This is a genomic window from Acinetobacter sp. RW6, assembly GCF_041956835.1.
In the GTDB taxonomy this organism is placed as follows: domain Bacteria; phylum Pseudomonadota; class Gammaproteobacteria; order Pseudomonadales; family Moraxellaceae; genus Acinetobacter; species Acinetobacter calcoaceticus.
This window is the reverse complement of sequence record NZ_CP167121.1, coordinates 1,078,129-1,103,178: the sequence shown is the minus strand read 5'-3', so window position 1 is coordinate 1,103,178 and position 25,050 is coordinate 1,078,129. Positions and strand designations below refer to the sequence as shown.

Below are 25,050 nucleotides of genomic sequence, written 5' to 3'. Positions count from 1 at the left end.
CGCGGTACAATTCTAGACTAACTACTGTTCATGCCAGCTATAATATTATGTACAAACTTTTGTACAATTTTTTGTTTGTTGCATGAATTACTTTGTTGAGCTTTGAATTTCTTTGAATGCCACAAAACACTCATAAATTATTATTTTTTAAAGGTTATATGACAAAATCATTTGAAAAATTGTGCTTTGAATACCTTTGGAGATTTTTGACGCATGTCTAAGATTGTAATGTTTGATATGGATGGAACACTATTAGATCTTGCCTTCGATGACTTCATTTGGAATGAATGTCTTCCTGAACGACATGCGAAAATACATCAAACGCCCCTCGCCGAGAGCAAAAAAAAGCTATATCAGTTTTATCAATCACATCGGCACACTCTTGTTTGGTATTCATCAACCTATTGGACTAAAACAGTAGGCGTTGATGTACTCAAATTACAACAAGAATTTCAATCTAAAATCCAAGCTCGCTCAGGCTGTCTTGAGCTTCTACAGCAACTTAAAGAACTAGGATACACCTGTTGGCTAGTGACTAATGCTGACCGCCCTAGCTTACGCTTAAAACTCGATAATATTGCAATCGAATATTTTTTTGACGTAATCATATCAAGCGAACAAGTTGGTTATGCAAAAGAAGATATTAATTTTTGGAAAGAACTCAACCGATTACACCCCTTCAATCCAAATGAAACGATTTTTATTGACGATACGACTCCCGTGTTAAAAACAGCAGAAAAATTTGGTATTAAACACTTGTTTACTATCTCACAGCCCTCAAGTCTAAAGGGTATAAGACAGCATCAGGAACTAGAATATAAAGCACTAGATCGACTTACAGAGTTGCTGTCTATATTGAATCAAATTGATAGAAAGGATAACGATGTCAAAATTGCGTGAAGACGATGCTGTAGAGACCATGCGTGTTGACAAATGGCTATGGGTTGCTCGTTTTTTTAAAACTCGTTCAATTGCTAAAGCAGCAATCGAAGGAGGTAAAGTACATCACAATAATGAACGTGTAAAAGTTTCCAAAGAAATTCGAGTGGGAATGGAGCTTATTATTCAGCAAGGGTTTGATAAAAAAACTATTGTGATAAAAGCGCTTTCCAATACACGTGGCCCAGCGCCAGTTGCACAGCAACTTTATGAAGAAACCGAAGTGAGTATTGCTAAACGGGAGTTGATTGCATCCCAACGAAAATTGCATAATCTAGCTCGACCTGACCATAGACCGGGTAAAAAGGATCGTCGACAAATTATTCGGTTTAAACAGGAGAATGATCAAAATTGGTCATACGATGATGAATAAAAACGTCGAGTTGTGTCGCACACACACATACAATACATAGAAGCTATAGAAAAAATCTGTCACTATTAACCTAGTGAAACAAGTTGAGATTCAATGCATCCACTTGGGTTAAACGTGATGAACATAGAGTATTGAGGTTTTTGAGATGGATGAGAATAAAAGCAAAGCATTACAAGCCGCGCTAAGTCAAATTGAGAAACAATTTGGCAAAAATACGGTGATGCGTCTCGGTGACAACACTGTTCAAGCTGTTGAAGCTGTATCTACAGGCTCTTTGACTTTAGATATTGCATTGGGGATTGGCGGTTTACCAAAAGGCCGTATTGTTGAGATTTATGGTCCAGAATCTTCTGGTAAAACCACAATGACTCTACAAGCGATTGCACAATGTCAAAAAGCTGGCGGTACTTGTGCATTTATCGATGCAGAGCATGCATTAGATCCACAATATGCACGTAAACTCGGTGTGGACATTGATAACCTGCTTGTATCACAGCCTGATAACGGTGAACAAGCTCTCGAAATTGCGGATATGCTAGTTCGTTCTGGCGCAATTGATATGATTGTTGTCGACTCAGTCGCTGCACTTACCCCTAAAGCAGAAATTGAAGGTGAGATGGGTGACTCTCATATGGGCTTACAAGCTCGCTTAATGAGTCAGGCACTTCGTAAAATTACTGGTAATGCTAAACGCTCAAACTGTATGGTTATTTTCATTAACCAGATTCGTATGAAGATTGGGGTAATGTTTGGTAGCCCTGAAACCACAACTGGTGGTAACGCGTTGAAGTTCTACGCTTCTGTACGTTTAGATATCCGCCGTATTGGTCAAGTAAAAGAAGGCGATGAAATCGTCGGCTCTGAAACTCGAGTTAAAGTTGTTAAAAACAAAATGGCTCCTCCTTTCAGAGAGGCTCTTTTCCAAATTCTCTATGGTAAAGGCACAAACCAGCTAGGCGAACTTGTAGATTTAGCTGTACAGCAAGATATCGTACAAAAAGCAGGTGCTTGGTATTCATATCAAGGTAATAAAATTGGTCAAGGTAAGAACAATGTTATTCGCCACTTTGAAGAGAACCCTCAAATGGCTGGAGAGATTGAACGTAATATCCGTGAACAACTGTTAACAACAGGTACTAATACTGCTCAAGTTGAAGATGAAGAAGAAGCTGATCTTTTATTAGAATCTTAATTATTCATAAGCCTTAAAACGCCCTTCGGGGCGTTTTTTTACAAGGGAATCCTAATATGTTCAAAAGAACAGAAGAACAGCCTCAACAACGAGCTCCGCTTACTGGCCAGCGTTTACGCTCGTATGCATTTGCTTTACTAACTCGTCGGGATTATTCCAAAGCAGAGCTTTCTGAAAAATTGACTCGTTATGCTCAGAACCCAGAAGAGGTTAAGCAACTCGTTGAAGAGCTTTCTGAACAAAATTATCAAAGTGATCAACGTGTTGCTGAACAAATGCTTGCTAGCCAAATTCGTAAAGGTAGAGGACCAAAACGCATTCAACAAGCTTTAAAAACTAAACAACTTGAAAATGATTTAATTGCAGATGAAATTCATGATATTGATTGGGTAGAGCAAGCATATGAGCTCAAAGTGAAAAAATTTGGTGAAGAAGTAGAAAAAGATCCAAAGCTTAAAGCAAAACAAATTAGATTTTTACAATATAGAGGATTTGATTTAGATGTAATTATTAAAGCAGTCCAACGGAGAGTGGACTAATAGAAATGGTGGCAGCCCCACTAGCAAAACTTCGGCACATCATAGATCTGCTACCGTTGCTACCTTCCGGTCCTGGCGGGGTTCACAGAGTACAATTGCGAAGCCACCAGCAGGGCTACCATTGCCAGACAAAGTATAGAGATTTTTAAAAGAGTTGCAAGCCTTCTTCCTAGTTTTAAGCAAGTTTATGTTTCGATTGATTAATTCATCAGCAAAAATACATAACTTTTTATACTTCCCTCTCCCTTATTCTTTTTTGTATCTTATTTTGGATAAAATATGCTTGAAGATTGTAAACTATTCTTGCATTTATATTGTTAGCTGTTTTAATTGCATTAACCAATTAAAACCTTAGATAGTTAAGAGAATAGTTTATATATTCCTTTCCCAAGTTGGCTTTTACATAAAATTATGGACCTATACTCATGCGATTGATGAAGCATTCTTTATTATTTATTGCCTTAATGAGCACTACCTCTCTCTATGCCAACATTCCAATTGAGTCTCGCGGTTTAAGCCAAAGCGGTGGTAGTCCAAGTAATACTTCTTCTAATAATGTTTCGGTACCTAGTAATCTAAACTGGGAATTAATGCAAAAAAACCAACAATTAGAGAATGATGTGCGTGCCTTACGTGGGCAATTAGAAGAGCAATCAAACGATATTGAACAATTGAAAAAAGATTTATCTAATCGTTATACTGACCTAGATCAACGTTTAGAGCTACTTAATCAGAAAGTTGATCCGGAAAGTGCGCCATCAGATAATCCTACCAACAGTGATACTCCAGCTACGGCAAGCACAGAAACCTCCACAGTAGAGAATAAAGTAGTAAATGCCACTCCAACAAGCAACCCTTCTACCACTCCACCACCACAACCAGAAGCGTCTCAACCACCAGCACAAAATCAATCAAACCCAGTAGAGCTTGAAAAGGCTGCTTACACTGTAGCTTTAGATGCCTATAAGCAAGGTGGTGCAAAAAAAGCCATCGCTCCAATGCAAAACTTTATTAAAAATCACCCAAATAGTGTTTATACGGGAAATGCCTACTTTTGGTTAGCTGAGTTTAATTTGGCAACTGATCCGGTAAACTACAATGAGGCAAAAAAGAACTACAATGTAGTAGCAACTCGATATCCAAATTCTAGTAAAGCTCCTCGTGCTCTTTATCAACTCTATAGCATTTCTAAAGATGTCGATAAAAATACAGCTTCAGCAAACCAATATAAAACTAAAATCTTAAGTCAGTATCCAAAATCTGAAGAAGCCAAATTTTTTAATAAATAATAGTTTTAAGAAAAAAAAGACACTGCATATTGCAGTGTCTTTTTTTAATATCTTTTCTTAGCGTACAATACCGCGTTCTGACTGTTCAACAGAGTCAATTAATAATTGAGCTTCAGGAACATTCGGAAGAATATCATTTTTAATCTGCTCAACAGCTTGAACAGAGGTAAGCCCTGATTTAAAAATTAACTTATAAGCCTCTCTGAGACCTTGAATTGTATTTTTAGACCAACCCTTTCTACGCATTCCTTCGATATTAATACCAAATGCATGGGCTGGGTTACCAGAAGCCATAACGTAAGCTGGTACATCCTTTAAAATTAGTGATGCTCCACCCACCATACTGTAAGAATCGATTTTACAGAATTGATGAATGCCAGAATTACCACCAATAATGATGTGATCGCCTATATGTACGTGTCCGGCAACACCGACATTATTCGCGAAAATATTATGATCACCAACAATACAATCATGTGCAATATGTGTGTTAACCATTAATAGGTTATGACTTCCTATTTTAGTTAAAGCATTATCTTGCACAGTTCCTCTATGTAAACTGCAATGCTCACGAATTAAATTATGATCACCAATCTCTAACCAAGTTTCTTCACCTTGATATTTCAAGTCTTGGCAAACTTCACCAACACTTGCGAACTGGAAAATCTCATTATTTTGACCAATTTTGGTAAAACCACCCACTACTACATGTGAATGTAGCTTAGTACCCGCACCAATCGTCACATTTGGACCGATAACGCAATAAGGTCCTATTTGGACATCTGGAGCAATCACTGCAGATGGATCAATAATGGCCGTAGAATGAATTAAGTCGTGATTGCTCATGCCTGCTCTGTTTTTTGGTGTGAAATCATAATTTCAGCGGTTGTTGCTACAATACCGTCAACGGTAGCCGTACAGTTATATTTGTAGATACCGCGTTTTTGCATTACTAATTCAGATTTTAATACAAGTTGGTCACCGGCAACTACTTGTTTTTTAAATCTAACCCTTTCCGCACCAGCAAAGAGGAATAAAGAACCAGGTTTTGGCGTTTCATTGTTCATGATAAACCCTAGAACACCTGAAACTTGAGCTAATGCTTCTACAATTAGAACACCAGGCATAATTGGATATTCTGGGAAATGTCCTTGTAGGAACTCTTCATTGATAGAAACATTTTTATAACCAACAATACTATTGTCAGTAACTTCAGTCACACGATCAACCAATAAGAATGGGTAACGATGCGGCAAATATTGACGAATCGTTTGAATCTGCATTGGTAATTCAGGGATGGCAAATTTAGGTGTAGTTGACTCGGTCATAATATTCTATTTACGCAAATTAAAGGTTGATTCAAGAGACTCTATTTGAGCTTGTATATGATCAAGTCGTTTAGTGATTTGGGTCAATGGCACATCTGCTAATTGTCGCAAGCGTACAATTGTCTTTTTCCAATGGCTATTTTCAAATAATCCAATTCCTGAAGAGTAAGTGCCAGCTTCAGAAATATTTTTTGTGACCATTGACATTCCTGTCAGAGTCACATTATCGGTAATAGAAAGGTGCCCTGATACACCACAAGCCCCTGCTAGAATACAGTTTTTGCCAATTTTAACACTACCAGCAATTCCGCATTTAGCAGCGATAGCTGTATTTGAACCAATATGAACGTTATGCGCGATTTGCACAAGGTTATCAATAATTACCCCATCTTCCAAAATTGTGTTGTCAAGTGCACCTCGATCAATACTACAATTTGAACCAATACGAACATCATTACCAATAATAACTGAGCCCAATTGAGCAATGCGATGCCACTTTCCTTGATATGGCGCAAAGCCAAAGCCTTCACTACCAATTACAGTACTTGCGTGAACTCGCACACGATCAGATAACTTAGAACCACCAGTAATGGTGACATGAGCATCAATAAAACAATCTTTTCCAATTTCCACATTATCATCCAGTCGAGTATGAGACTGAATAATCGTATTATCGCCTACCACACAATTTTCGCCAATGACGACGTAATGACCAATATATGCTGTTTCGGAAATGATCGCAGAAGGGTGAATTTGAGCTGTACTTTCTATACCTACCGATGTGATTTTTTTCTCAAAAACATGAGTAAGTATGGCAAAAGCTAAGTAAGGATTATCAACAATAATAAAATTTTGTTTGTCAGGAAGCTGTTCTTTAATAAGGCTTGTAACAATGTACGCACCCGCACGGCTAGCCTTTGCTTGGTCAATATACTTTTCGCCATTCACGAAAGCAATTTGATGAGTTTCAGCATTTTCTAAACTTGCTAAGTTTATAAATTGAAGACTACCCGTACCTACTAGCTCGCCATTTACTAGGTGAGCTAGTTCATCTAAACGATAATGTTGCACTTTCATTAATTTATTTCATTGAATTAACCTTTTGTATCATTTTATCAGTTAAATCATATTTAGCGTCATAGGCAACGGTTGAATTTTTATTCAAAATGAAGTCAAGATTATTTTCTTTTCGTAATTGTTCAGCTGCTTGCTTCACGCGAGTCTCAAAAGTTGAGTTCATTCCTTGCAAACTAGTTTGAACTTTAGACTGCAAACCTTGTTGAGTAGAATTAAATTCATTGAGTTTTGTTTGATATTGCGCTTGAAGCTTTTTAATATCATCTTCTTTCATTTTTTGCCCTTGAGTTTGGGCTTGACGCTGAAGGCCTTCCAATTCTTTACCCAACTGCTCAAGACGAGTTGTTGTAGGTTTAACTGACTGATTTAAACTTGCGTTTTGTTGTTTCAAATAAGCACTGTTTTCAACAACTTTAGCAAGATCAATAACACCATAACCAGCAGCGTTAGTCATAGCAGAAACTGTCAGACCTAGCCCTAACATTAATATATTTAATTTTTTCATTTAAATTTGTGTCCTTATTTCATATTTAGTCAAGTCGTACTTAGAAAGTACGACCGATTTCAAACTGGATCTCTTTGGTTTCATCACCAGGCTTATCATTTAGAGGGAATGCATAGCTAAGAGATAATGGTCCGATCATGGTGATCCATGTAAAGCCAACACCTACGCTATAACGCATATTACCTAAGTCGAGACCATAGTTATCTTCACAGTATTTTTTAGCGTCTGCAATTTTCTGCCCATTCATAAGCATAGAATAAGAACCAACGTCACACTTAGTATCAAATACCTGGCCGCCTTCAGCAAAAATAACTGGTCTCACTTGGCGAGTCCAATCTCCTTTAAAAGGTAATGGTAAAGCTAACTCTGTACCAAATTGTACAAGAGCGTTACCACCCACTTCCTCTGGAGAAGTGTCATCTTTTTGCTCTTCTTGTAAATTTACACTCGAATATTTTGGACCCAAGGTACTGTTATCATAACCACGAACCGAGCCATAACCACCAGCATAGAAGTTTTTATAGAATGGTAAATCATTACCATAACCGAGCTTACCATAGCCGCGTAGTACAAAACCTGTAGTACCGATAGGGAAGAATGCCTGAGCATCATAAGTTGCTTTTTGGTATTCAACATCACTACCCGGCAAACCGATTTCCAAACCTACACGATGTGACATTCCTGATGTCGGGAAAATTGGGCGGTTTAATGTATTGTATGACCAACCTAAATTCAAGTTATAGGTAAAGAACTCACCTTCAAAAGCATTGTCATAACTAGTAAGACCTAACGCATCATTATTAGAATCTACACATTTAGTTGCAAGATCATAACCTTCTGGCTTAGTAGTTGGAGGTGTGACCCCATTTGCTTTATCAATATCAGCTTGAGATTTATAAGTTCCTGAACAGAACTCTCCTTTACCAGTTGCCTTTCCACCATTTTTTAACAGGTAATCACGTACATAAGTTGATACAAACGCACCAGTAGTTACCTTGGTATTATCAATACCAACCGAGGCACTTAAACTTTGGTTTTCATCAATCGGATAACCAAAACTTAAACTACCACCAAAACTATCGGTAACGTAGTTGTTAACATTATAGTCATCATTTAGTTTTGTTTTACGATAGTAAACGTTATAACCGCGGCTTACCCCATCAATTGTAAAGTAAGGATCAGTAACGCTTAAGTTGTAGTAATCTTGAGTTTCTGAACGAGATAAATCGATCGCAACACGGTTACCCGTTCCCATAAAGTTAGTTTGACTCAGACCTGCTTGGAATGTGATACCACCACTTTGTGAGTAACCCACAGCTAATGTTGTAGTTCCCGAATGTTGTTCTTCAACATTTACGTTTAAATCCACCTGATCTGGTGAGTTTGGAATACGCGCTGGTTTAACATCAACCGTCTTAAAGAATCCCGTACGCTCTAAACGAACTTTAGACAGATCAATTTTTTCATTGCTGGCTAAAGCACCTTCCATTTGACGCATTTCACGACGTAATACTTCATCGGCAGTTTTACTGTTACCTGTAAAGTTAATACGACGTACAGTAACTTGCTGACCTGGGTTTACATAGTAATTTAAGTCAACAACACCTGTGTCATTATTAATTTGCGGAACAATATTCACATCTGCAAAGTAATAACCAGCATTACCGTATTTACGCAATAATAATTGCTTAACAGCATTCACTTTTTCTTGTGAATAAGTATCGCCATCTTTATAGATTTTTAAAGCTTGTAACTCTTCAGGTTTATAAAGTGCATCTCCTAAAAACTTGGTTTGTCCAAATTTAAATTGGCTGCCCTCATCTACAGCAACTTCAATAAAGATGTTCTTTTTATCTTCACTAATATTAAGCTGTGAGTTATTGATATGGAAATTGATATAACCTTTATTGAGATACATCGCACGCAAAGCTTCAAGGCTCGCTGCCATTTTCTCTCTAGCATAACGGTCATTACGCGTTACAACAGAAGCCCAACCACTTTCTTTAACTGCAAAGGCTTGTTTAATTTCGCTGTCTTTAAAAACAGTATTACCAATAATATTGATATTAAAAACTTTAGCGGCTGTACCTTCATTAAAATTTAATTTAAGTTCAACACGGTTATTTGGACGAGCGATCGTATCAACGGTTACATCAGCATCGTAACGACCTTGCTGGGTATATTGCTGCTCTAATTCAGTTTCAATTGTTTGTAAAGCTGATTTCTTGAAAACTTCGCCTTCAGCAATTCCCATTTTTTTGAGGCCTTGTTCCAATGCCTCTTTAGGAATAAGTTTGTTACCCTTAAATTCAAGTTTTGAAATAATTGGGCGCTCTACGACATTAAAAACTAAAGTATCATTGTCTCTTGATGCTTTAATATCGTCAAAAAGCCCAGTGGCATACAATGCTCGGATTGCTTCTGCGATCATCGGTTCATTAACGCGATCGCCACTGTTGATTGGCAACATGGTATAAACATTTGCAGGAGTAAGACGGACCAACCCATCTACACGAATATCTCGAACAACGAAATCATCAGCTGCATATGCTTGTTGTACCGCCGCCATAGCGCTAACAAGTGCCAAAGGCATTAAAAAATGTGTGTGCCGCATGCCAGTTTTTTCCAGTAAGTTATAAGTCCATATACGTTTACAAACGCATAAAATCATTAAATAAAGCCAAAAGCATCATACTACCGAGCAGTACCATACCAATTTTTAGACCAAACATTTGTATTTGTTCAGAAACAGGCTTCCCTCGAATAGCTTCAATAATGTAATAAACAAGATGTCCACCATCTAGCATTGGAATTGGTAATAAATTTAAAATTCCAAGACTTACGCTCATTAAAGCCATAAATGAGATAAAAGTCTGCCATCCCATTTCTGCACTTTGTCCTGCTACTTTCGCGATTGTAATTGGTCCAGAAAGATTCTCTAAACCAATTAAACCCTTAACCATTTTTACTATTGAACTCAATATCATGCTAGAGATTTGACCAGTTTTATCTAGTGACATCTCAAAAGCTTGTATTGGAGTATATTGAATTGTTTGCTTATATTCGTCAGGAATTGTAATTTTTCCTGCATCACTTTTTACGCCCAGAACACCGCTCACTTGCCCCATGTTATCCCGTTTACCTTGAGGCATGACTTGCAAATGAACTAATTGACCATTACGTAAAACATCAATATTGAGTAATTTTTCTGGAGAATGTTGTACTACCTCTACAACATCAAACCAGTCTTTCATTGCTTGACCATTAATTGAAATAATACGATCGCCTACTTTCATTCCTTGACGAATTGCAGCTCCATCTTGAGTCAATTCAGTGACAACAGCTGGAATAACAGGACGATATGGTAAAAAACCTAACACATCTAAAGCTGATTCATTCTGATTTTTCAAGAAGTCTTTAATCGGTAAAACAATATTTTTTTCAGTACCTGCACGGTCCACATCAACATTTACACTACCAGTTTCACCTACACGATCAATCAAGGCAAAATTAAGCTTTTCCCAAGTTTGCGTTTCTTTTCCATCAACCGCAATAATCTTGTCACCTACTTGCATTTGTGCAGTGGCTGCTGGTGAGTTTGGTATGACTTTACCAACTCTAGTGTTTAGTTGTTCTTGTGCTGGTAAAAATAAGATCCAGAAAAGTAAGACAGCAAAAATCAAGTTAATTAAGGGACCAGCTGCAACAATTGCTATACGTTTCCATGGTTTTTGGCGGTTAAATGCATAAGGTAAATCTTGCTCTGCAACATTACCTTCACGCTCATCGAGCATTTTGACATAGCCGCCTAATGGTAAAGCTGAAAGCTGGTATTTGATTCCAGATTTTTTTGATGTCCATTTGAGTAAGGTAGGTCCAAAACCAATCGAATATACTAAAACCTTAACACCTAGTTTTCGTGCCACCCAGTAATGGCCGAACTCATGGATTGCAATTAAAGGACCAAGTAAAAGAGCTGCAGCTGCAATCATAAATAATGCGCTCATTTCAGCCTCCTATACTTGATATGTATTGCTGTGCTACGTGTCGTGCTATTTCATCTTTATCTAAAATGCACTCAATATTTTCAGCAACTGAATTTTCCAATTTTTGCAAAGTATGTTCTACCACTTGTGGAATATTTGTAAATCCAATTTGTTCCTTTAAAAATGCAGCAACAGCAACTTCATTTGCGGCATTTAAAATAGTAGGTGCCAAACCTCCCTCACGCATTGCTTGACGTGCCAAATCAAGTGCTGGGAATTTTTGAATATCTGGCGCTTGAAAATTAAGCTGAGAATACTCAAATAAATTTAAAGCAGGAACATTAGTCTGTAAACGCTCAGGCCATGCTAGAGCATGCGCAATTGGCGTACACATATCTGGATTACCCATTTGTGCCAATGTTGAACCATCAACATATTGCACCATAGAATGAATAATACTTTGTGGGTGAACAACAACTGTAACAAAATGTTCAGATATTGAAAACAAATGGCACGCCTCAATCAACTCCAACCCTTTATTCATAAGAGTAGCCGAGTCAACTGAGATTTTCTGCCCCATAGACCAATTTGGATGCTTACAGGCTTGCTGAGCAGTAACTTCCTTTAATTGCTCTAAAGAATGGTTTAAAAAAGGGCCACCAGAGGCTGTTAATAATATTCTAGATACACCCTGCTGTGGCTGCCCATTTCTTTCGGCTTCTAAATAATTATGAGGTAATGACTGAAAAATAGCGTTGTGTTCGGAATCTACTGGCAATAACAAAGCCTGATGATCACGTGCTGCTTGCATCATGATTTCACCAGACATAACCAAAGCTTCTTTATTCGCTAATAATACCCGCTTGCCAGCTTTTACAGCAGCCAAAGTGGGCAACAAACCTGCGGCACCAACAATTGCAGCCATAACCACATCAACATCTGGATGAGAAGCAATGCTTACCAGACCTTGCTGGCCAACCAGAATTTCAATATTTTGTAATTTATTATCCGCAAATAATGCTGTTAATTCGACAACTTTTTGCTCTGGAACAACCACAACTTTTGGTTGGAACTGTTTACAAATTTCAACCAACTCAGAAATTCGGCTATGAGCTGAAACTGCAAACACTGAATACCTATCAGGATGTTGATTTAAAATTTTTAAGGTACTTTGACCAATGGAACCGGTTACACCTAATATGCAAACAGATTGTGTCATCTATAAATCTACACCAATAAGTTTTAATATATACATTCCCGTTGCAAAGATCGGGGCTGCAGCAAGTAAAGAATCAATACGATCTAAAACACCACCATGACCAGGTAGAACACGGCCAGAATCTTTAATACCGGCACGACGTTTAATCATTGATTCAAATAAGTCACCCAAAACTGAACCAAACACTGTAATTAATGACAATATAAGAAACAGAATTTGCTGAATTAAAGTTAAATTTAGATAATGATATTGCACAACCAACATTATTACTACGGTCGTAATAAGACCACCGTACAAACCTTCCACTGATTTGTTAGGGCTTACAGTCGGAGCTAGTTTTCTTTTCCCAAATTTGCGACCAACAAAGTAAGCACCACTATCTGCGCCCCATACGAGCAAGAACAGATACATTAACCACCATGGTGAGCTCTGCCATACTACAAAAATTGAGGTTACCGCAGCACAGACTAAAATTATGCCAATCACATACAAGGTCGCGTTATACCAGCCATCAAATTCAGGAAATGACTTAACCCAATATACACTTACAATCCAAGTCAAAATTGAAGCAGACCACAAAAGTAATGCAATATCATGAAAAAATAGGGCAACACCTGAAACAAATGCAACAAGCAGACCGTAGCACCAAGCTTTAGGTTTAACAGCATTTGCAGTTTCGCGAGGCATTAATTTATACCATTCATACCCCGCAACCCCTGCTGCAACAATCATAAGAACCAACATTGGATAATGTGATTGCGTAGCAAACATACAGCCTAAAACAACTGCAACAAGTACCAATGCGGTAACAATCCGCTCTAACATTATAAATTCTCTATTTTCTCTTGCTGAATTTGTTCAGATGTTTTGCCAAAACGACGTTCACGCCCTGAAAAAACATTCAATGCATGATCGAACTCTTTTACTGTAAATTCTGGCCATAAAGTATCCGTAAAATACAGTTCCGCATAAGCTGCTTGCCATAACAAGAAATTAGATATGCGATAATCTCCACCTGTACGGATTAATAGGTCCACAGCTGGTAGATCGTTTAGACTGACATATTTTTCGAACAAATCAACATTTATTTGATCAGCACCAAATTCACCACGGGCAACTGCTTGAGCAACCTGTTTTGCTGCATTTGCAATGTCCCACATCCCACCATAGCTGATTGCAATAGTTAGGGTCATAGTGTCATGGTGTGCTGTCTGTTGCTCTGCATCTTCCATTAAGGCAACTAAGTGTGAGGATAATCGAGAACGATCACCAATAAAACGCAAAGCAATATTAAATTTCTTCATGCGAGGTATTTGCTCATGAATACTTTCTTCCAGAAGCTTCATAAGCAGATCGACTTCATACTGCGGTCGATTCCAATTTTCACTTGAAAATGCAAAAACAGTTAGAGCACGAATACCAGTTTTTTTGCAATGTTCAACGATAGGATCAAGAACATTTTTACCCTCACGATGCCCATCACCTTTTTGCATTTGATTTTTTTTTGCAAAGCGGTTGTTGCCATCCATAATGATGGCAACATGCTTGGGAAGATGATACTCTTCAGAATCGGTCATAAAAATTAGACCTTCATCAATTCTGCTTCTTTCGCTGCAAGACGCTTGTCTACTTCTGCAACATATTTGTCAGTAATTTTCTGAATATCATCACCTGCACGGCGCTCATCATCTTCAGAAATTTCTTTTTCTTTTAGCAATGCTTTGATATCACCCAATACATCACGGCGAATATTACGAATCGCAACTTTTGCATTTTCAGCTTCATTACGCGCAACTTTTTGCATATCACGACGAGTTTCTTCAGTTAATGCTGGTAAAGGTACACGAATTGCATCTGCTGTAATCGGGTTTAAACCAAGATCACTTTCACGGATTGCCTTATCAATAGCTGAAACCATTGTACGCTCAAATGGCTGAACAATAAGTGTACGAGAGTCTTCGATACCCACGTTTGCTACTTGATTTAAAGGCACATCAGAACCGTAGTAAGGAACCATCACACCATTTAAGATTGATGGGTGTGCACGGCCGGTACGAACTTTAGCAAACCCTAGTTCCAAAGACTCTAGAGTTTTTAACATACGCTGTTCGCTGTCTTTTTTCAGATCGTTAATCATATGATCTACCTTACTTATTTATTCAAAGATATATTTAACAAATTTAATTTAGCGCTAGTATAAAGAGCTTTAGGTAACACGTACATTATTTAGTAACGCGCGTTCCTTCTTTTTCACCCATTACTACTGACAATAACGCACCTGATTTATTCATATCAAAAACTTGCAATGGCACATTATGGTCTCGACATAAACAAATAGCGGTTAAATCCATAACACCAAGTTTTTCATCTAACACCTGATCAAAGGTTAAATGATCGTATTTAACAGCATCTTCAAATTTACTTGGATCTTTATTATAAACGCCATCTACTTTAGTCGCTTTTAAAATCAAATTCGCTTCAATTTCAATTCCGCGTAAACATGCCGCTGTATCCGTTGTAAAAAATGGATTTCCTGTACCTGCAACGAAAACACAAACTTCACCTTGGCTCAAATGACGGATAGCATCACGACTTGAATAAGACTCTACTACCGTACCAATTGGCAATGCAGACATAAGACGAGTTCTGATATTACGACGAACTAGAGCATCACGCATAGCTAAGCCATTCATTACAGTTGCAAGCATACCCATTTGATCGCCTGTTACACGACCAACTAGGCCATCTTTTTGCAACTGACTACCACGGTACAAATTACCGCCACCCACAACGATACCCACTTGTACACCCAAGCCAACCAAGTGTGCAATTGAAAGGGACATATGATCTAAAACTTGGGCATCAATACCCATGTCTTTATTACCTGACAATGCCTCACCAGATAATTTTAATAGAATACGTGAATAACGAGGGCTAATTGTTTCCGCCATGACTTTGCTCCAAAACCTCTTAAACTGAATGCTCTTTAATATATTTCGATTAAACCGATTTAATTTTAATTAACTTTGCAAATAAATCGTATTCATCCGCATCGGTAATTTCGACTTCCAACATATCGCCCGGTTGAATAGTGTTCTTATCGATATCTTCTACAAACACATTACCGTCAATTTCCGGAGCATCAGCATAAGAACGTGCAACGGCAACAGGATATTCATCTTCTAAACTATCGACCAAAACAGTCATCGTTTGACCAATACGTTTTTGCAATCTGGCAGCAGAAATTTCTTGCTGAACTTGCATAAAGCGCTCGTAACGCTCTTGTTTCATTTCTTCTGGCACATGATCTGGCAAATCATTTGCCGTTGCACCTTCTACTGGTGAATAGGTAAAACAACCCACACGATCAAGTTGAGCTTCAACCAACCAATCAAGCAACAGCTGGAAGTCTTCTTCAGTTTCACCTGGGAAACCCACCACAAAAGTAGAACGGATCACAAGATCAGGACATTTTTCACGCCACAACTTAATTTTTTCTAGTGTATTTTCACTATGAGCCGGACGCTTCATTAACTTAAGAATACGTGGGCTTGCATGTTGGAATGGAATATCTAGATATGGCAGGATTTTACCTTGTGCCATTAAATCAATTACTGCATCCACATGTGGATATGGATAAACATAGTGTAAACGCACCCAGATGCCTAATTGGCCTAGAGCTTCACACATGTCGAAGAATTTTGTCTTAACAGGCTGACCATTCCAAAAGTCAAGTTTGTACTTGGTATCTACGCCATAAGCTGATGTATCTTGAGAAATAACCAAGATTTCTTTAACACCCGCTCTTTTAAGTGCAGCAGCTTCTTCTAATACACTACCGACTGGACGAGAAACCAAGTCACCACGCATACTTGGGATAATACAGAAGGTACAACGATGGTTACATCCTTCAGATATTTTTAAGTAGGCATAATGCTTTGGTGTTAAGCGAATTCCCTGTTCAGGAACCAAATCAATAAACGGATTATGTTTAGGTGGTGCTGGTACATATTCATGTACAGCTTCCATCACATCTTGATAAGCTGCTGCACCAGTAACCTTTAAAACGTTTGGATGCATTTGACGAATTTTATCTTCATCTTTACCTAAGCACCCAGTAACGATCACTCGACCATTTTCACTCATGGCCTCGCCAATTGCATCTAGCGACTCTTGTACCGCAGATTCAATAAAACCACAGGTATTAACAACTACTAAATCAGCACCATCATAATCTGATGCAACTTGATAACCTTCAGTCTTTAACTGAGTTAAAATTCGTTCAGAATCTACCAATGCCTTAGGACAACCTAAAGAAACAAAACCGACTTTGGGGGTCTTCATGAATCTGCGCTCCACTTGAATGCGCGTATTGTATGTCTTTTCTTGTCTCAAGCATAGGTGGAAAGCCTACTCTTTGTGTAATGCACCAAAATACAACCAACATTTGCACCAAAACTCATCTTTGCACCAATTTAGATCATGTTATTATCTAAACTTAAGCCATCTGCTTTGATCAAAAGATATAAAGAACGATTTCAGCGCGTTTTTAAGTACCTTAAAACTTTAAAAGAACCCATAAACAAAGTTGGCGTATATTTTGCATCGTTCATGTTCTATAACGGTGAAAATCCGATAACCAAGAAGATGCCATTGCGCTATTTTAAGACAGGAACGATTCGCTAATGGATCAACACAACCCTATCGACTATCGCCTATTGGTAGACAATTTAACTACTGCGATTTTATTAATCGATAGTAACTTGAACATTTTTTATTTAAATTCAGCCTGTGAAGCCCTATTTGACATTAGTTTGCTCCGTGCTTCAGGACAGCCCGTTTTAAACTTGCTTCATGCCCCTGACGATACTTTTAATACGCATGAAGCTTTATTGAACACCATAAAAACCGGACAACCCTATACGCGTCGAGAAGCTGTCATTAATGTCAACTTTAAAGACCTTCATGTGGATTACACAGTTTCTCAATTAAATGCAGGTAAAAGCTATCATCCATTACTGTTGATCGAACTTAACCCAATTGATCGCATGTTAAAGATTTCAAAAGAAGAAAATCTGGTTCAACAGCATCAAGTCGCTAGACAACTCGTGCGTGGTGTTGCACATGAAATTAAAAACCCACTTGCAGGTATTCGGGGAGCAACCCAGTTACTCGCTCGTAGTTTAAATGATAAGACTTATGCTGAATTCACCGATGTCATCATTAATGAAGTAGATCGTTTAACCAACTTGGCTGATACCATGTTAGGTTCTAGACAACTACCAAGCTATGAAAATGTTAACGTACACGAACCCTTAGAACGAGTACGCTCTCTTATTGCAAACCAGACAAAGAAGAAAATTAAGATTATACGAGACTATGATTTGTCTTTACCCGATGTTAATGCCGATCGAGATCAGTTAATACAAGTTATGCTCAATATTAGTGTAAATGCAATTCAAGCCATTACAGAAAACAAAGCATTTTTTATAGATCAGGAACCAGAGTTAATTCTACGTACGCGAATACAGCGTCTTGTTACGATTAATGGTGTACTGAATAGATCCACCGTTCGGGTCGACATTGAAGATAATGGACCAGGCATTCCTGAAAGTATTTTAGAGTCTGTGTTTTACCCGTTGGTTACTGGACGAGCAAAAGGTACTGGGCTTGGCCTGAGTATTGCACAGAATATTATGCATCAACATAACGGAATGATTGAATGCCAATCTGTTCCTGGAAAAACTATTTTTAGCTTATATTTACCTTGGGAGTCAGACCGTGTCGCGAAATAAAATATGGGTTATTGATGATGATCGCGCCATGCGATGGGTATTGGAAAAAACTTTTAAAGAAGAGGGTTTTGATGTTACCAATTTTGAAGAAGCTCAAACTGCGCTTGAACGCTTGCATCATGACGCTCCCGATGTCATTTTAACTGACATCCGCATGCCTGGGATTGATGGGTTAACTTTCTTATCTAAAGTCAAAAACACTCATCCAGATTTACCTGTCATTATTATGACTGCACACTCCGATTTAGAGTCTGCTGTTTCAAGCTACCAAACAGGTGCATTTGAATATTTACCAAAGCCATTTGATATTGATGAAGCTTTAGCCTTAGTAAATCGTGCAATCCTGCATATCAACAAGCTACAACAGCAAGAAGCTACAAAAACAGCTTTACCTGTTCAATCAACAGAAATTATTGGTGAATCTCCGGCAATGCAGGAGGTTTTCCGCGCCATCGGCCGTTTATCTCAATCTCATATTACCGTTTTAATTAATGGTGAATCAGGTACAGGTAAAGAATTAGTCGCGCATGCTTTACACAAACACTCTCCACGCCGTGCAAAGCCTTTTATTGCTTTAAATATGGCTGCAATTCCAAAAGACTTGATTGAAACTGAGTTATTTGGTCATGAAAAAGGCGCATTTACAGGTGCAAACACCCAGCATCAAGGCCGCTTTGAACAAGCAAATGGCGGAACACTATTCCTTGATGAAATTGGTGACATGCCATTTGAAACACAGACTCGACTACTACGCGTACTCGCTGACGGTGAGTTCTATCGTGTAGGTGGACATATCCCAGTTAAAGTTGATGTTCGAATCGTTGCAGCCACACATCAGGATTTAGAAAAACTGGTAAATGAAGGTCGCTTCCGTGAAGACTTATATCATCGCTTAAATGTGATTCGCATTCACATTCCTAAACTTGCCCATCGCAGTGAAGATATCCCAATGCTAGCTCAGCACTTTCTTGCGCGTGCAGGTAAAGAGCTTGGCGTAAGTCCAAAAATCTTACGTACCGAGACAACAGATTATATGCAACAGTTGCCATGGCCCGGCAATGTTCGACAACTTGAAAACACGTGCCGCTGGTTAACAGTAATGATCACTGGACGTGAAGTTTATCCAGAAGATTTACCTTCTGAACTCAAACAAGTTCCACTACAAAAAAATAGTGAATCAGGGCAACCTGCACCTTCATTTGACCGCATTTCACTACATCATTGGGATGAACTGTTAAACCAATGGGCAATTCAAAAGCTTAAGAATGGTGAAATGAAGATTTTGGATATCGCTACACCAATGTTTGAGCGTACCTTAATTAATGCAGCATTACTGCAAACTCGCGGGCGTAAACGCCACGCAGCAGAATTACTGGGTTGGGGCCGCAACACCCTAACTCGCAAGTTAAAAGAACTTGGAATGGATTCTGCTGACGATGATGAAGAAGATGAACATAAGGTTACCCAAACTGAAGCCTAAAAAGCTTATTACCTAAATTAAAAGCGGCTAAGGATGTCTTAGCCGCTTTATTTTTTTATCAAATTTAAAAATGAACATCAGGTTACATGATTAGAGCACCCTAAAAATAGATCTAACCAACTATTTTATATAAGTTAATTCTAATGCTATTTTATTTACTGTTCAGCAGTTGATCTAAAAAAATAGTGATGACCATCCTTAAAGATAGTTTTGCTATACTAAATAAGCAAAGTTAGTCGTTGTTATGAAATTTTATGCATGATTCAGTCCTTGAGTCACATCATTCAGTATGTGAAAAACCTCAAACACGCCGCGGTATTGAACGTCGTTTAGCTCTTCTGTTAAGCGCGACCGAGCTGTTCTTGGAAAAAGGATATGATGCAGTTTCACTTGATGACATTGTTAATCATGCCGGTGGCTCTAAGGCTTCTATTTATAAATATTTTGGCAATAAAGAGGGGCTTTTTGCCGCTATTTGTGATCATAAACGTGAAATGTTTTTTAAAGATGTATGTATTCCATTCCAACCAGAAAAAAGTACTTTAAGAGAATATCTTATTCAAACACTCAATCGTGTTTATGTTCACATTATTCAACCCGAACATGTTGCTTTTTTACGACTTATTATCGAACAGACCGAGTGTAATACTGTGCTCATACAATACCTATATGACAAATGGGTACACAATTTACAAAACACGCTTACCCAAGCATTAGAGTCTGCAGATAAATCAGGGGAAATTACATGCAATTCTCCCTATTATTCTTCACTCATGTATTTTGGGATTTTACGCGATATTGAATGGCGTATGATTATGGGTATGCCCGCTCTACCTGATGAGAAAGAAGCTATTGATTATATTGAATATTGCGTAGATATTTTCCTCAAGGGCCACCATAAAGTCTAATTCTTTTGCATTTTAAAATGCTTATAGTATAGTAGACTTCTTTTTTTCCACATCCACCCAGCCAACAACAGATAATTGTTGTATTTCCTAACAATTATTATGGAGTAGCTACATGGCTCTAAGACATTTCCTGACTTTACGTGATCTATCCACTCTAGAACTTAATCGCATTTTAGAACGCGCAAGCGAGCTTAAAAAAATGCAGCATGACAATAAGGTATTCCAACCTTTTGTTGGTAAAGTATTGGGAATGATTTTTGAGAAATCAAGCACGCGTACACGTATCTCTTTTGAAGCAGGCATTAATCAATTTGGTGGTAGTGCGATTTTTCTATCGCCTCGCGACACACAATTAGGTCGTGGTGAACCGATTGAAGACTCAGCACGTGTAATTTCAAGTATGCTTGATATTGTGATGATTCGTACTTTCGGTCATGACATTGTTGAACGTTTTGCATCTTATTCAAAAGTTCCTGTTATTAACGGTTTGACAGATGACCATCATCCTTGCCAGTTACTTGCAGATTTACAGACTTATAATGAACACCGCGGTAGCATTAAAGGCAAAACTGTTGCTTGGATTGGTGATGGCAATAATATGTGTAACTCATATATTGAAGCTGCACACATGATGGGCTTTAAACTCAAAATTGCATCGCCGAAAGGATATGAGCCTAAACCTGAATTTCTGGCAGAGTTTGGTCATTGTGTTGAAGTTTTTGACAATGCAGAAGACGCTGCTGTAAATGCTGACCTCATTGTGACAGATGTATGGGCAAGCATGGGACAAGAAGAAGAACAGAAGCTTCGTGAAAGAGCCTTTGCTGCTTTTCAGGTCAATGAAAAATTAATGGGACTTGCTCATCCTGACTGTTTATTCATGCACTGTTTACCTGCCCATCGTGGTGAAGAAATTTCTGAAACAATGCTAGATCATAAAAATGCAGTGGTCTGGGATGAAGCTGAAAACCGTTTACATGCACAAAAAGCTTTGATGGAATTTTTACTAAATGAGCATCTGAAATAAGCTTAATTTCTTTCTTAAAAACAGCACTTTTATCGTGCTGTTTTTTTATTTTCTCAATTACTTCTTTTGTTTAGTATAATTTTTTTAATATTCTTGTTTAGGCTGACGAATATATAAGCAAGCCGTATTTTATCTCTCATATATAATCGTGTATAACATTGAACACAATAAGCCAAACTCACTCTTGCTGAGTACGATCATGACCACTCTTGAACAATCATTAGCTCAAATCCCTACTTTTTCTGTTATTCATGAGCACTTATTTAGTTCAGCTCAACCCTCAATCGAACAACTGAAACTGATTAAAGAATATGGTTGCAGTACAGTCATTAATCTCGCTTTAAGTAACGCACCAAATCATATTGAAAATGAAGATCGCATTTGTTTAGACCTCGGTTTAAATTATATCCATATTCCAATTGACTGGGAGACCCCATCTGCTGAGCAATGTTTATTAGTACTCGATCTCATTAATCATTTAGTCCAGAATGAAATTGTCTGGATTCACTGTACTAAAAACGATCGTGCTAGTTGCCTTATGTATGTCTATAGACAATTTTATATGAATATGGATATGCCCACTTCTCAAGATTTACTCCACGAAATTTGGGAACCTAATGAAACTTGGACAGGACTTATTCATAGCATTACCTTACAGCTACAAGGCCGTAAGGCAACTCTAGAGCTTCAACAGTCTTTGCAACAAGTCGATCACTTAGTGTGATGAGAGACTAGAACAGTTGCTGTAGCTAAAATACCTTCTTGACGACCGGTAAACCCAAGTTTTTCGGTTGTCGTCGCTTTAATACTGATTTGATTAACATCTACAGTTAAAACATTAGCAATGCTTTGACGCATTTCCAAATTATGCTTAGCTAATTTGGGACGCTCACAAGCCACCGTAATATCAGCATTATTTAACTGATAACCGCGATCCAATATGAGTTGGTAAACATGCTTTAATAATACTCGGCTGTCTGCACCTTTGTATTCTGGGTCAGTGTCAGGAAAATGTTGTCCAATATCTCCAAGTGCCAAAGCACCCAACAAAGCATCACACAGAGCATGAAGAACCACATCGCCATCAGAGTGTGCTTTCAAGCCATGTGTATGTGGAATTTGAATGCCAGCCAATGTAACGAAGTCCCCCGCTTCAAAGGCGTGCACATCCATTCCTTGTCCAATGCGAATTTGAGCAACCATATAACTATTACCTTCCATAAAAACGTAAGAAATCTTGTATTCAGCCTTTCTGTTTCGCTATAGTACACCTAGCAAAGTAGACTGAAAGTATAAGCGATCATGCTGTCTAATACTGATATGAATCAATTGAAAAGATTAAGTTTTGCCGTGACACTGAGTTGTTTGTGTTCATCTCTTGTCTTTGCAGAATCAATAGACTGCCCCAATTCTGGAACTGAGCTTAAAATCTGCTCAAAAACATTTAGTGAATCGAAGAAACAACTCGATAATAAATATCTTTCCGCATATTTAGTTACTGATGCCCCCTTACAGCTTTTACAGGATACACAAAAGTTATGGTCTAAGCATACTCAGCAATGCAAGAGTAATACATGCGTTCAGCAACAGTTTGATTTACGTACTGATGACCTAAATTTTTATGCATCACTTAAGCAAACGCTTACCCAACATTATCTTAGGTTTGAAAATGGACGTATAGCTGCACAACCTGTTCACATTCAAGTCCATCAGCTTGCAAAGGATAAAATCAAGATTGAAGGAATCGCATACCGCAATCCAAATAACCGCAAAGAAACTCAAACGATTTCTTTGATGGCCTATAGTTCGCCTGAACAAAAAAGTGAAATTTTAGACAATGAGCACAACTGTAAATATCAGTTTAATTTTCAAAAAGCTTTACTTAGTGTGAAAACCCAACAAAAAGGCTGTGAGCGGTTTAGCGGAATCTACCGACTATATGATTAATACGTAAAATAAAAGCCAGTGTTTAAACACTGGCTTTTTACTTTCTAAACTGGATATTTTTGAGCAATATCCTGCCCCACTAAAACTGCTGTCGCCGCAGACAAAGTCCACCCTAAGTGCCCATGTCCGGTATTATAGAAAATACGCGGTTGTTTAGACTGCTTCACCACAGGCAGCATATTAGGCATCATAGGTCTTAAACCCGCCCAAGGCACCACATGCTCGGTTGAAATATCGAAATTACGGTTCACCCAATTTACCAATGGTTGAATACGGTCAGCCCGTATGTCGCGGTTGTAACCGTTAAATTCAGCAGTCCCTGCCACGCGCAACCGATCTTTACCTAAACGAGAAGTCACGATTTTGGCACTTTCATCTAGTAAACTTACCCATGGTGCATTCTTCACACTTTGCTCATCTTTTAATTGCACAGTAATTGAATAGCCTTTTACTGGATAAACATTTACTCGCTCACCAATCATATCGGCGAGTTGATAACTCCCTACACCCCCACAAACCACAAGCACATCACCTTCGATCTGGATGTTATCGGATTCAACAAGATAAGGGTGCTCTGCACTTGGTTGACAACTTACAATCACTTTGTCTGTATGACACTTAATATCCGTGACTTCCAGACCAAATTTATACTGAACACCATATTGCTTAGTTTTTTCAGCCAAAGAGGTTGAATATTTATGGATATCCCCCGTTGCATCACTTGGCGTGTAATAGCCACCAAAATATTCACCTGTTAACGATGGCTCTATCGTTTTCATTTCATCAGGTGAAACTGAATAGCGCTCCAATTTACCTTTATTCAAGACATCATTGACTTGTTTAGCGATCTCGTAATCGGCCTTACTATGATACATATGAAGAATGCCACGTTTCTCCAGATCAAACTGAAGTTGCTCTTTTTCTGCAACTTCAAACAAACGCTTACGGGCGAGTAATGCCAATCGAACCGTCTCGATCGTATTAGCTTCATAGTTTTTAATATGGGATAAGAACTCAACCAGCCAACTATACTTATGCAAACTAAATGAAGGATTCAGTAGTAACGGTGCATCTTTTTGTCTCATCCACTTAAAGCCCTTAACTACAGTAGCTTTTTGGTTCCATACTTCGGCGTTACAAGCCGATAATTGCCCTCCATTGGCAAATGATGTTTCCATTGCAGGATATAGATGTCGATCAATCACTGTGACTTGATAACCTAGTTGTGATAATTCATAGGCAGAGGTAACCCCTGTGATTCCCGCACCTATCACAATAACATGTGGCATAACAGACTCCTCAGAAATGCAAAACATTTCATCAGTACAGCCCATCTGTCATTGGTACCTGAGAGTTTCGACCCCAACGTTACCTTTTAACGTTTAGATCTTCCCCTTCGGTGAGTTTATAATTTATAAGTTATTATTTTCAATTCTTATAAATCTA

25 protein-coding genes and 1 other RNA gene are annotated in these 25,050 nt (G+C 38.2%); 11 read left to right on the top strand and 15 right to left on the bottom strand.

What is annotated here, in order from left to right; translation table 11 throughout:
• The first annotated feature begins 213 nt into the window (after positions 1 to 213).
• The 4 genes from ACB088_RS05150 (at position 214) to ACB088_RS05135 (ending at position 3,043) form a co-directional block, all read left to right on the top strand.
• A complete protein-coding gene (locus tag ACB088_RS05150; RefSeq protein ID WP_199989659.1) occupies positions 214 to 900 on the top strand; it encodes an HAD-IA family hydrolase in 687 nt (228 codons plus the stop codon).
• Entirely contained in the window at positions 884 to 1,312 is a 429-nt protein-coding gene (locus ACB088_RS05145; protein ID WP_375038200.1) for an RNA-binding S4 domain-containing protein, read from the top strand. Before ACB088_RS05150 ends, ACB088_RS05145 begins: the two co-directional genes overlap by 17 nt.
• A 145-nt stretch (positions 1,313 to 1,457) precedes the next feature.
• Positions 1,458 to 2,504 carry a recombinase RecA gene (gene recA / locus ACB088_RS05140; protein ID WP_005040004.1) on the top strand — a complete coding sequence of 349 codons (1,047 nt, stop codon included), beginning with the start codon at positions 1,458 to 1,460 and terminating at the stop codon, positions 2,502 to 2,504.
• Between the two features lie 56 nt (positions 2,505 to 2,560).
• A complete protein-coding gene (locus ACB088_RS05135; RefSeq protein WP_375038199.1) occupies positions 2,561 to 3,043 on the top strand; it encodes a regulatory protein RecX in 483 nt (160 codons plus the stop codon).
• Positions 3,044 to 3,058: 15 nt separating this feature from the next.
• Here ACB088_RS05135 and ffs read toward each other — a convergent pair.
• Positions 3,059 to 3,155: signal recognition particle sRNA small type (ffs, locus tag ACB088_RS05130), an RNA gene on the bottom strand.
• 313 nt (positions 3,156 to 3,468) lie between these two features.
• On the opposite strand from ffs, the gene ACB088_RS05125 reads away from it, so the two are divergent.
• Entirely contained in the window at positions 3,469 to 4,332 is an 864-nt protein-coding gene (locus tag ACB088_RS05125) for a YbgF trimerization domain-containing protein (protein ID WP_375038198.1), read from the top strand.
• A gap of 57 nt (positions 4,333 to 4,389) precedes the next feature.
• On the opposite strand, the gene lpxA is transcribed toward ACB088_RS05125, so the two are convergent.
• The 12 genes from lpxA to rimO form a co-directional block, all read right to left on the bottom strand.
• Positions 4,390 to 5,178: an acyl-ACP--UDP-N-acetylglucosamine O-acyltransferase gene (gene lpxA, locus ACB088_RS05120; RefSeq protein WP_003652175.1), complete on the bottom strand. Its 789-nt coding sequence runs from the start codon at positions 5,176 to 5,178 to the stop codon at positions 4,390 to 4,392.
• Positions 5,175 to 5,660, bottom strand: a complete 486-nt coding sequence (gene fabZ / locus ACB088_RS05115) for a 3-hydroxyacyl-ACP dehydratase FabZ (RefSeq protein WP_003652176.1) — start codon at positions 5,658 to 5,660, stop codon at positions 5,175 to 5,177. The genes lpxA and fabZ overlap by 4 nt, the downstream gene beginning before the upstream one ends.
• Positions 5,661 to 5,666: 6 nt before the next feature.
• A complete protein-coding gene (lpxD, locus tag ACB088_RS05110; RefSeq protein ID WP_375038197.1) occupies positions 5,667 to 6,737 on the bottom strand; it encodes a UDP-3-O-(3-hydroxymyristoyl)glucosamine N-acyltransferase in 1,071 nt (356 codons plus the stop codon).
• Between the two features lie 4 nt (positions 6,738 to 6,741).
• Entirely contained in the window at positions 6,742 to 7,242 is a 501-nt protein-coding gene (locus ACB088_RS05105; protein ID WP_003652178.1) for an OmpH family outer membrane protein, read from the bottom strand.
• A gap of 40 nt (positions 7,243 to 7,282) precedes the next feature.
• Entirely contained in the window at positions 7,283 to 9,811 is a 2,529-nt protein-coding gene (bamA, locus tag ACB088_RS05100) for an outer membrane protein assembly factor BamA (RefSeq protein ID WP_375038777.1), read from the bottom strand.
• A gap of 82 nt (positions 9,812 to 9,893) precedes the next feature.
• Positions 9,894 to 11,249, bottom strand: a complete 1,356-nt coding sequence (gene rseP, locus ACB088_RS05095) for an RIP metalloprotease RseP (protein WP_375038196.1) — start codon at positions 11,247 to 11,249, stop codon at positions 9,894 to 9,896.
• A gap of 1 nt (position 11,250) precedes the next feature.
• Positions 11,251 to 12,447 (bottom strand): 1-deoxy-D-xylulose-5-phosphate reductoisomerase, encoded by a 1,197-nt coding sequence (gene ispC / locus ACB088_RS05090; RefSeq protein ID WP_375038195.1) that lies wholly within the window; start codon positions 12,445 to 12,447, stop codon positions 11,251 to 11,253.
• A complete protein-coding gene (locus tag ACB088_RS05085; RefSeq protein ID WP_375038194.1) occupies positions 12,448 to 13,272 on the bottom strand; it encodes a phosphatidate cytidylyltransferase in 825 nt (274 codons plus the stop codon).
• Entirely contained in the window at positions 13,272 to 14,024 is a 753-nt protein-coding gene (uppS, locus tag ACB088_RS05080) for a polyprenyl diphosphate synthase (protein WP_005039983.1), read from the bottom strand. The genes ACB088_RS05085 and uppS overlap by 1 nt, the downstream gene beginning before the upstream one ends.
• A gap of 5 nt (positions 14,025 to 14,029) precedes the next feature.
• Complete coding sequence (gene frr / locus ACB088_RS05075; protein WP_004791853.1) at positions 14,030 to 14,584, bottom strand: ribosome recycling factor; 555 nt, start codon at positions 14,582 to 14,584, stop codon at positions 14,030 to 14,032.
• An 85-nt stretch (positions 14,585 to 14,669) separates the two neighbouring features.
• Positions 14,670 to 15,398, bottom strand: a complete 729-nt coding sequence (gene pyrH, locus ACB088_RS05070) for a UMP kinase (protein WP_003652185.1) — start codon at positions 15,396 to 15,398, stop codon at positions 14,670 to 14,672.
• Positions 15,399 to 15,447: 49 nt separating this feature from the next.
• Positions 15,448 to 16,791: a 30S ribosomal protein S12 methylthiotransferase RimO gene (gene rimO, locus ACB088_RS05065; protein WP_375038193.1), complete on the bottom strand. Its 1,344-nt coding sequence runs from the start codon at positions 16,789 to 16,791 to the stop codon at positions 15,448 to 15,450.
• A gap of 341 nt (positions 16,792 to 17,132) precedes the next feature.
• Here rimO and glnL point away from each other — a divergent pair, with 341 nt between their 5' ends.
• From glnL to ACB088_RS05040, 5 genes are all read left to right on the top strand, one after another.
• Positions 17,133 to 18,242 carry a nitrogen regulation protein NR(II) gene (glnL, locus tag ACB088_RS05060; RefSeq protein ID WP_003652188.1) on the top strand — a complete coding sequence of 370 codons (1,110 nt, stop codon included), beginning with the start codon at positions 17,133 to 17,135 and terminating at the stop codon, positions 18,240 to 18,242.
• A complete protein-coding gene (glnG, locus tag ACB088_RS05055) occupies positions 18,229 to 19,722 on the top strand; it encodes a nitrogen regulation protein NR(I) (protein WP_017392217.1) in 1,494 nt (497 codons plus the stop codon). Before glnL ends, glnG begins: the two co-directional genes overlap by 14 nt.
• A 254-nt stretch (positions 19,723 to 19,976) precedes the next feature.
• Positions 19,977 to 20,630, top strand: a complete 654-nt coding sequence (locus ACB088_RS05050; protein ID WP_005039977.1) for a TetR/AcrR family transcriptional regulator — start codon at positions 19,977 to 19,979, stop codon at positions 20,628 to 20,630.
• A gap of 112 nt (positions 20,631 to 20,742) precedes the next feature.
• On the top strand, positions 20,743 to 21,657 hold the full coding sequence (argF, locus tag ACB088_RS05045) for an ornithine carbamoyltransferase (RefSeq protein WP_003652194.1): 915 nt from the start codon (positions 20,743 to 20,745) through the stop codon (positions 21,655 to 21,657).
• Between the two features lie 199 nt (positions 21,658 to 21,856).
• Positions 21,857 to 22,381, top strand: a complete 525-nt coding sequence (locus ACB088_RS05040; RefSeq protein WP_375038192.1) for a protein tyrosine phosphatase family protein — start codon at positions 21,857 to 21,859, stop codon at positions 22,379 to 22,381.
• On the opposite strand, the gene ispF is transcribed toward ACB088_RS05040, so the two are convergent.
• Entirely contained in the window at positions 22,369 to 22,860 is a 492-nt protein-coding gene (gene ispF, locus ACB088_RS05035) for a 2-C-methyl-D-erythritol 2,4-cyclodiphosphate synthase (RefSeq protein WP_092707170.1), read from the bottom strand. The two genes, ACB088_RS05040 and ispF, sit on opposite strands and share 13 nt — an antisense overlap.
• A 99-nt stretch (positions 22,861 to 22,959) precedes the next feature.
• Here ispF and ACB088_RS05030 point away from each other — a divergent pair, with 99 nt between their 5' ends.
• Positions 22,960 to 23,604: a hypothetical protein gene (locus ACB088_RS05030; RefSeq protein WP_213031122.1), complete on the top strand. Its 645-nt coding sequence runs from the start codon at positions 22,960 to 22,962 to the stop codon at positions 23,602 to 23,604.
• A gap of 44 nt (positions 23,605 to 23,648) precedes the next feature.
• On the opposite strand, the gene ACB088_RS05025 is transcribed toward ACB088_RS05030, so the two are convergent.
• Positions 23,649 to 24,893, bottom strand: coding sequence for a D-amino acid dehydrogenase (locus ACB088_RS05025; protein ID WP_092707040.1), 1,245 nt, complete (start codon positions 24,891 to 24,893; stop codon positions 23,649 to 23,651).
• Between the last annotated feature and the right edge of the window lie 157 nt (positions 24,894 to 25,050).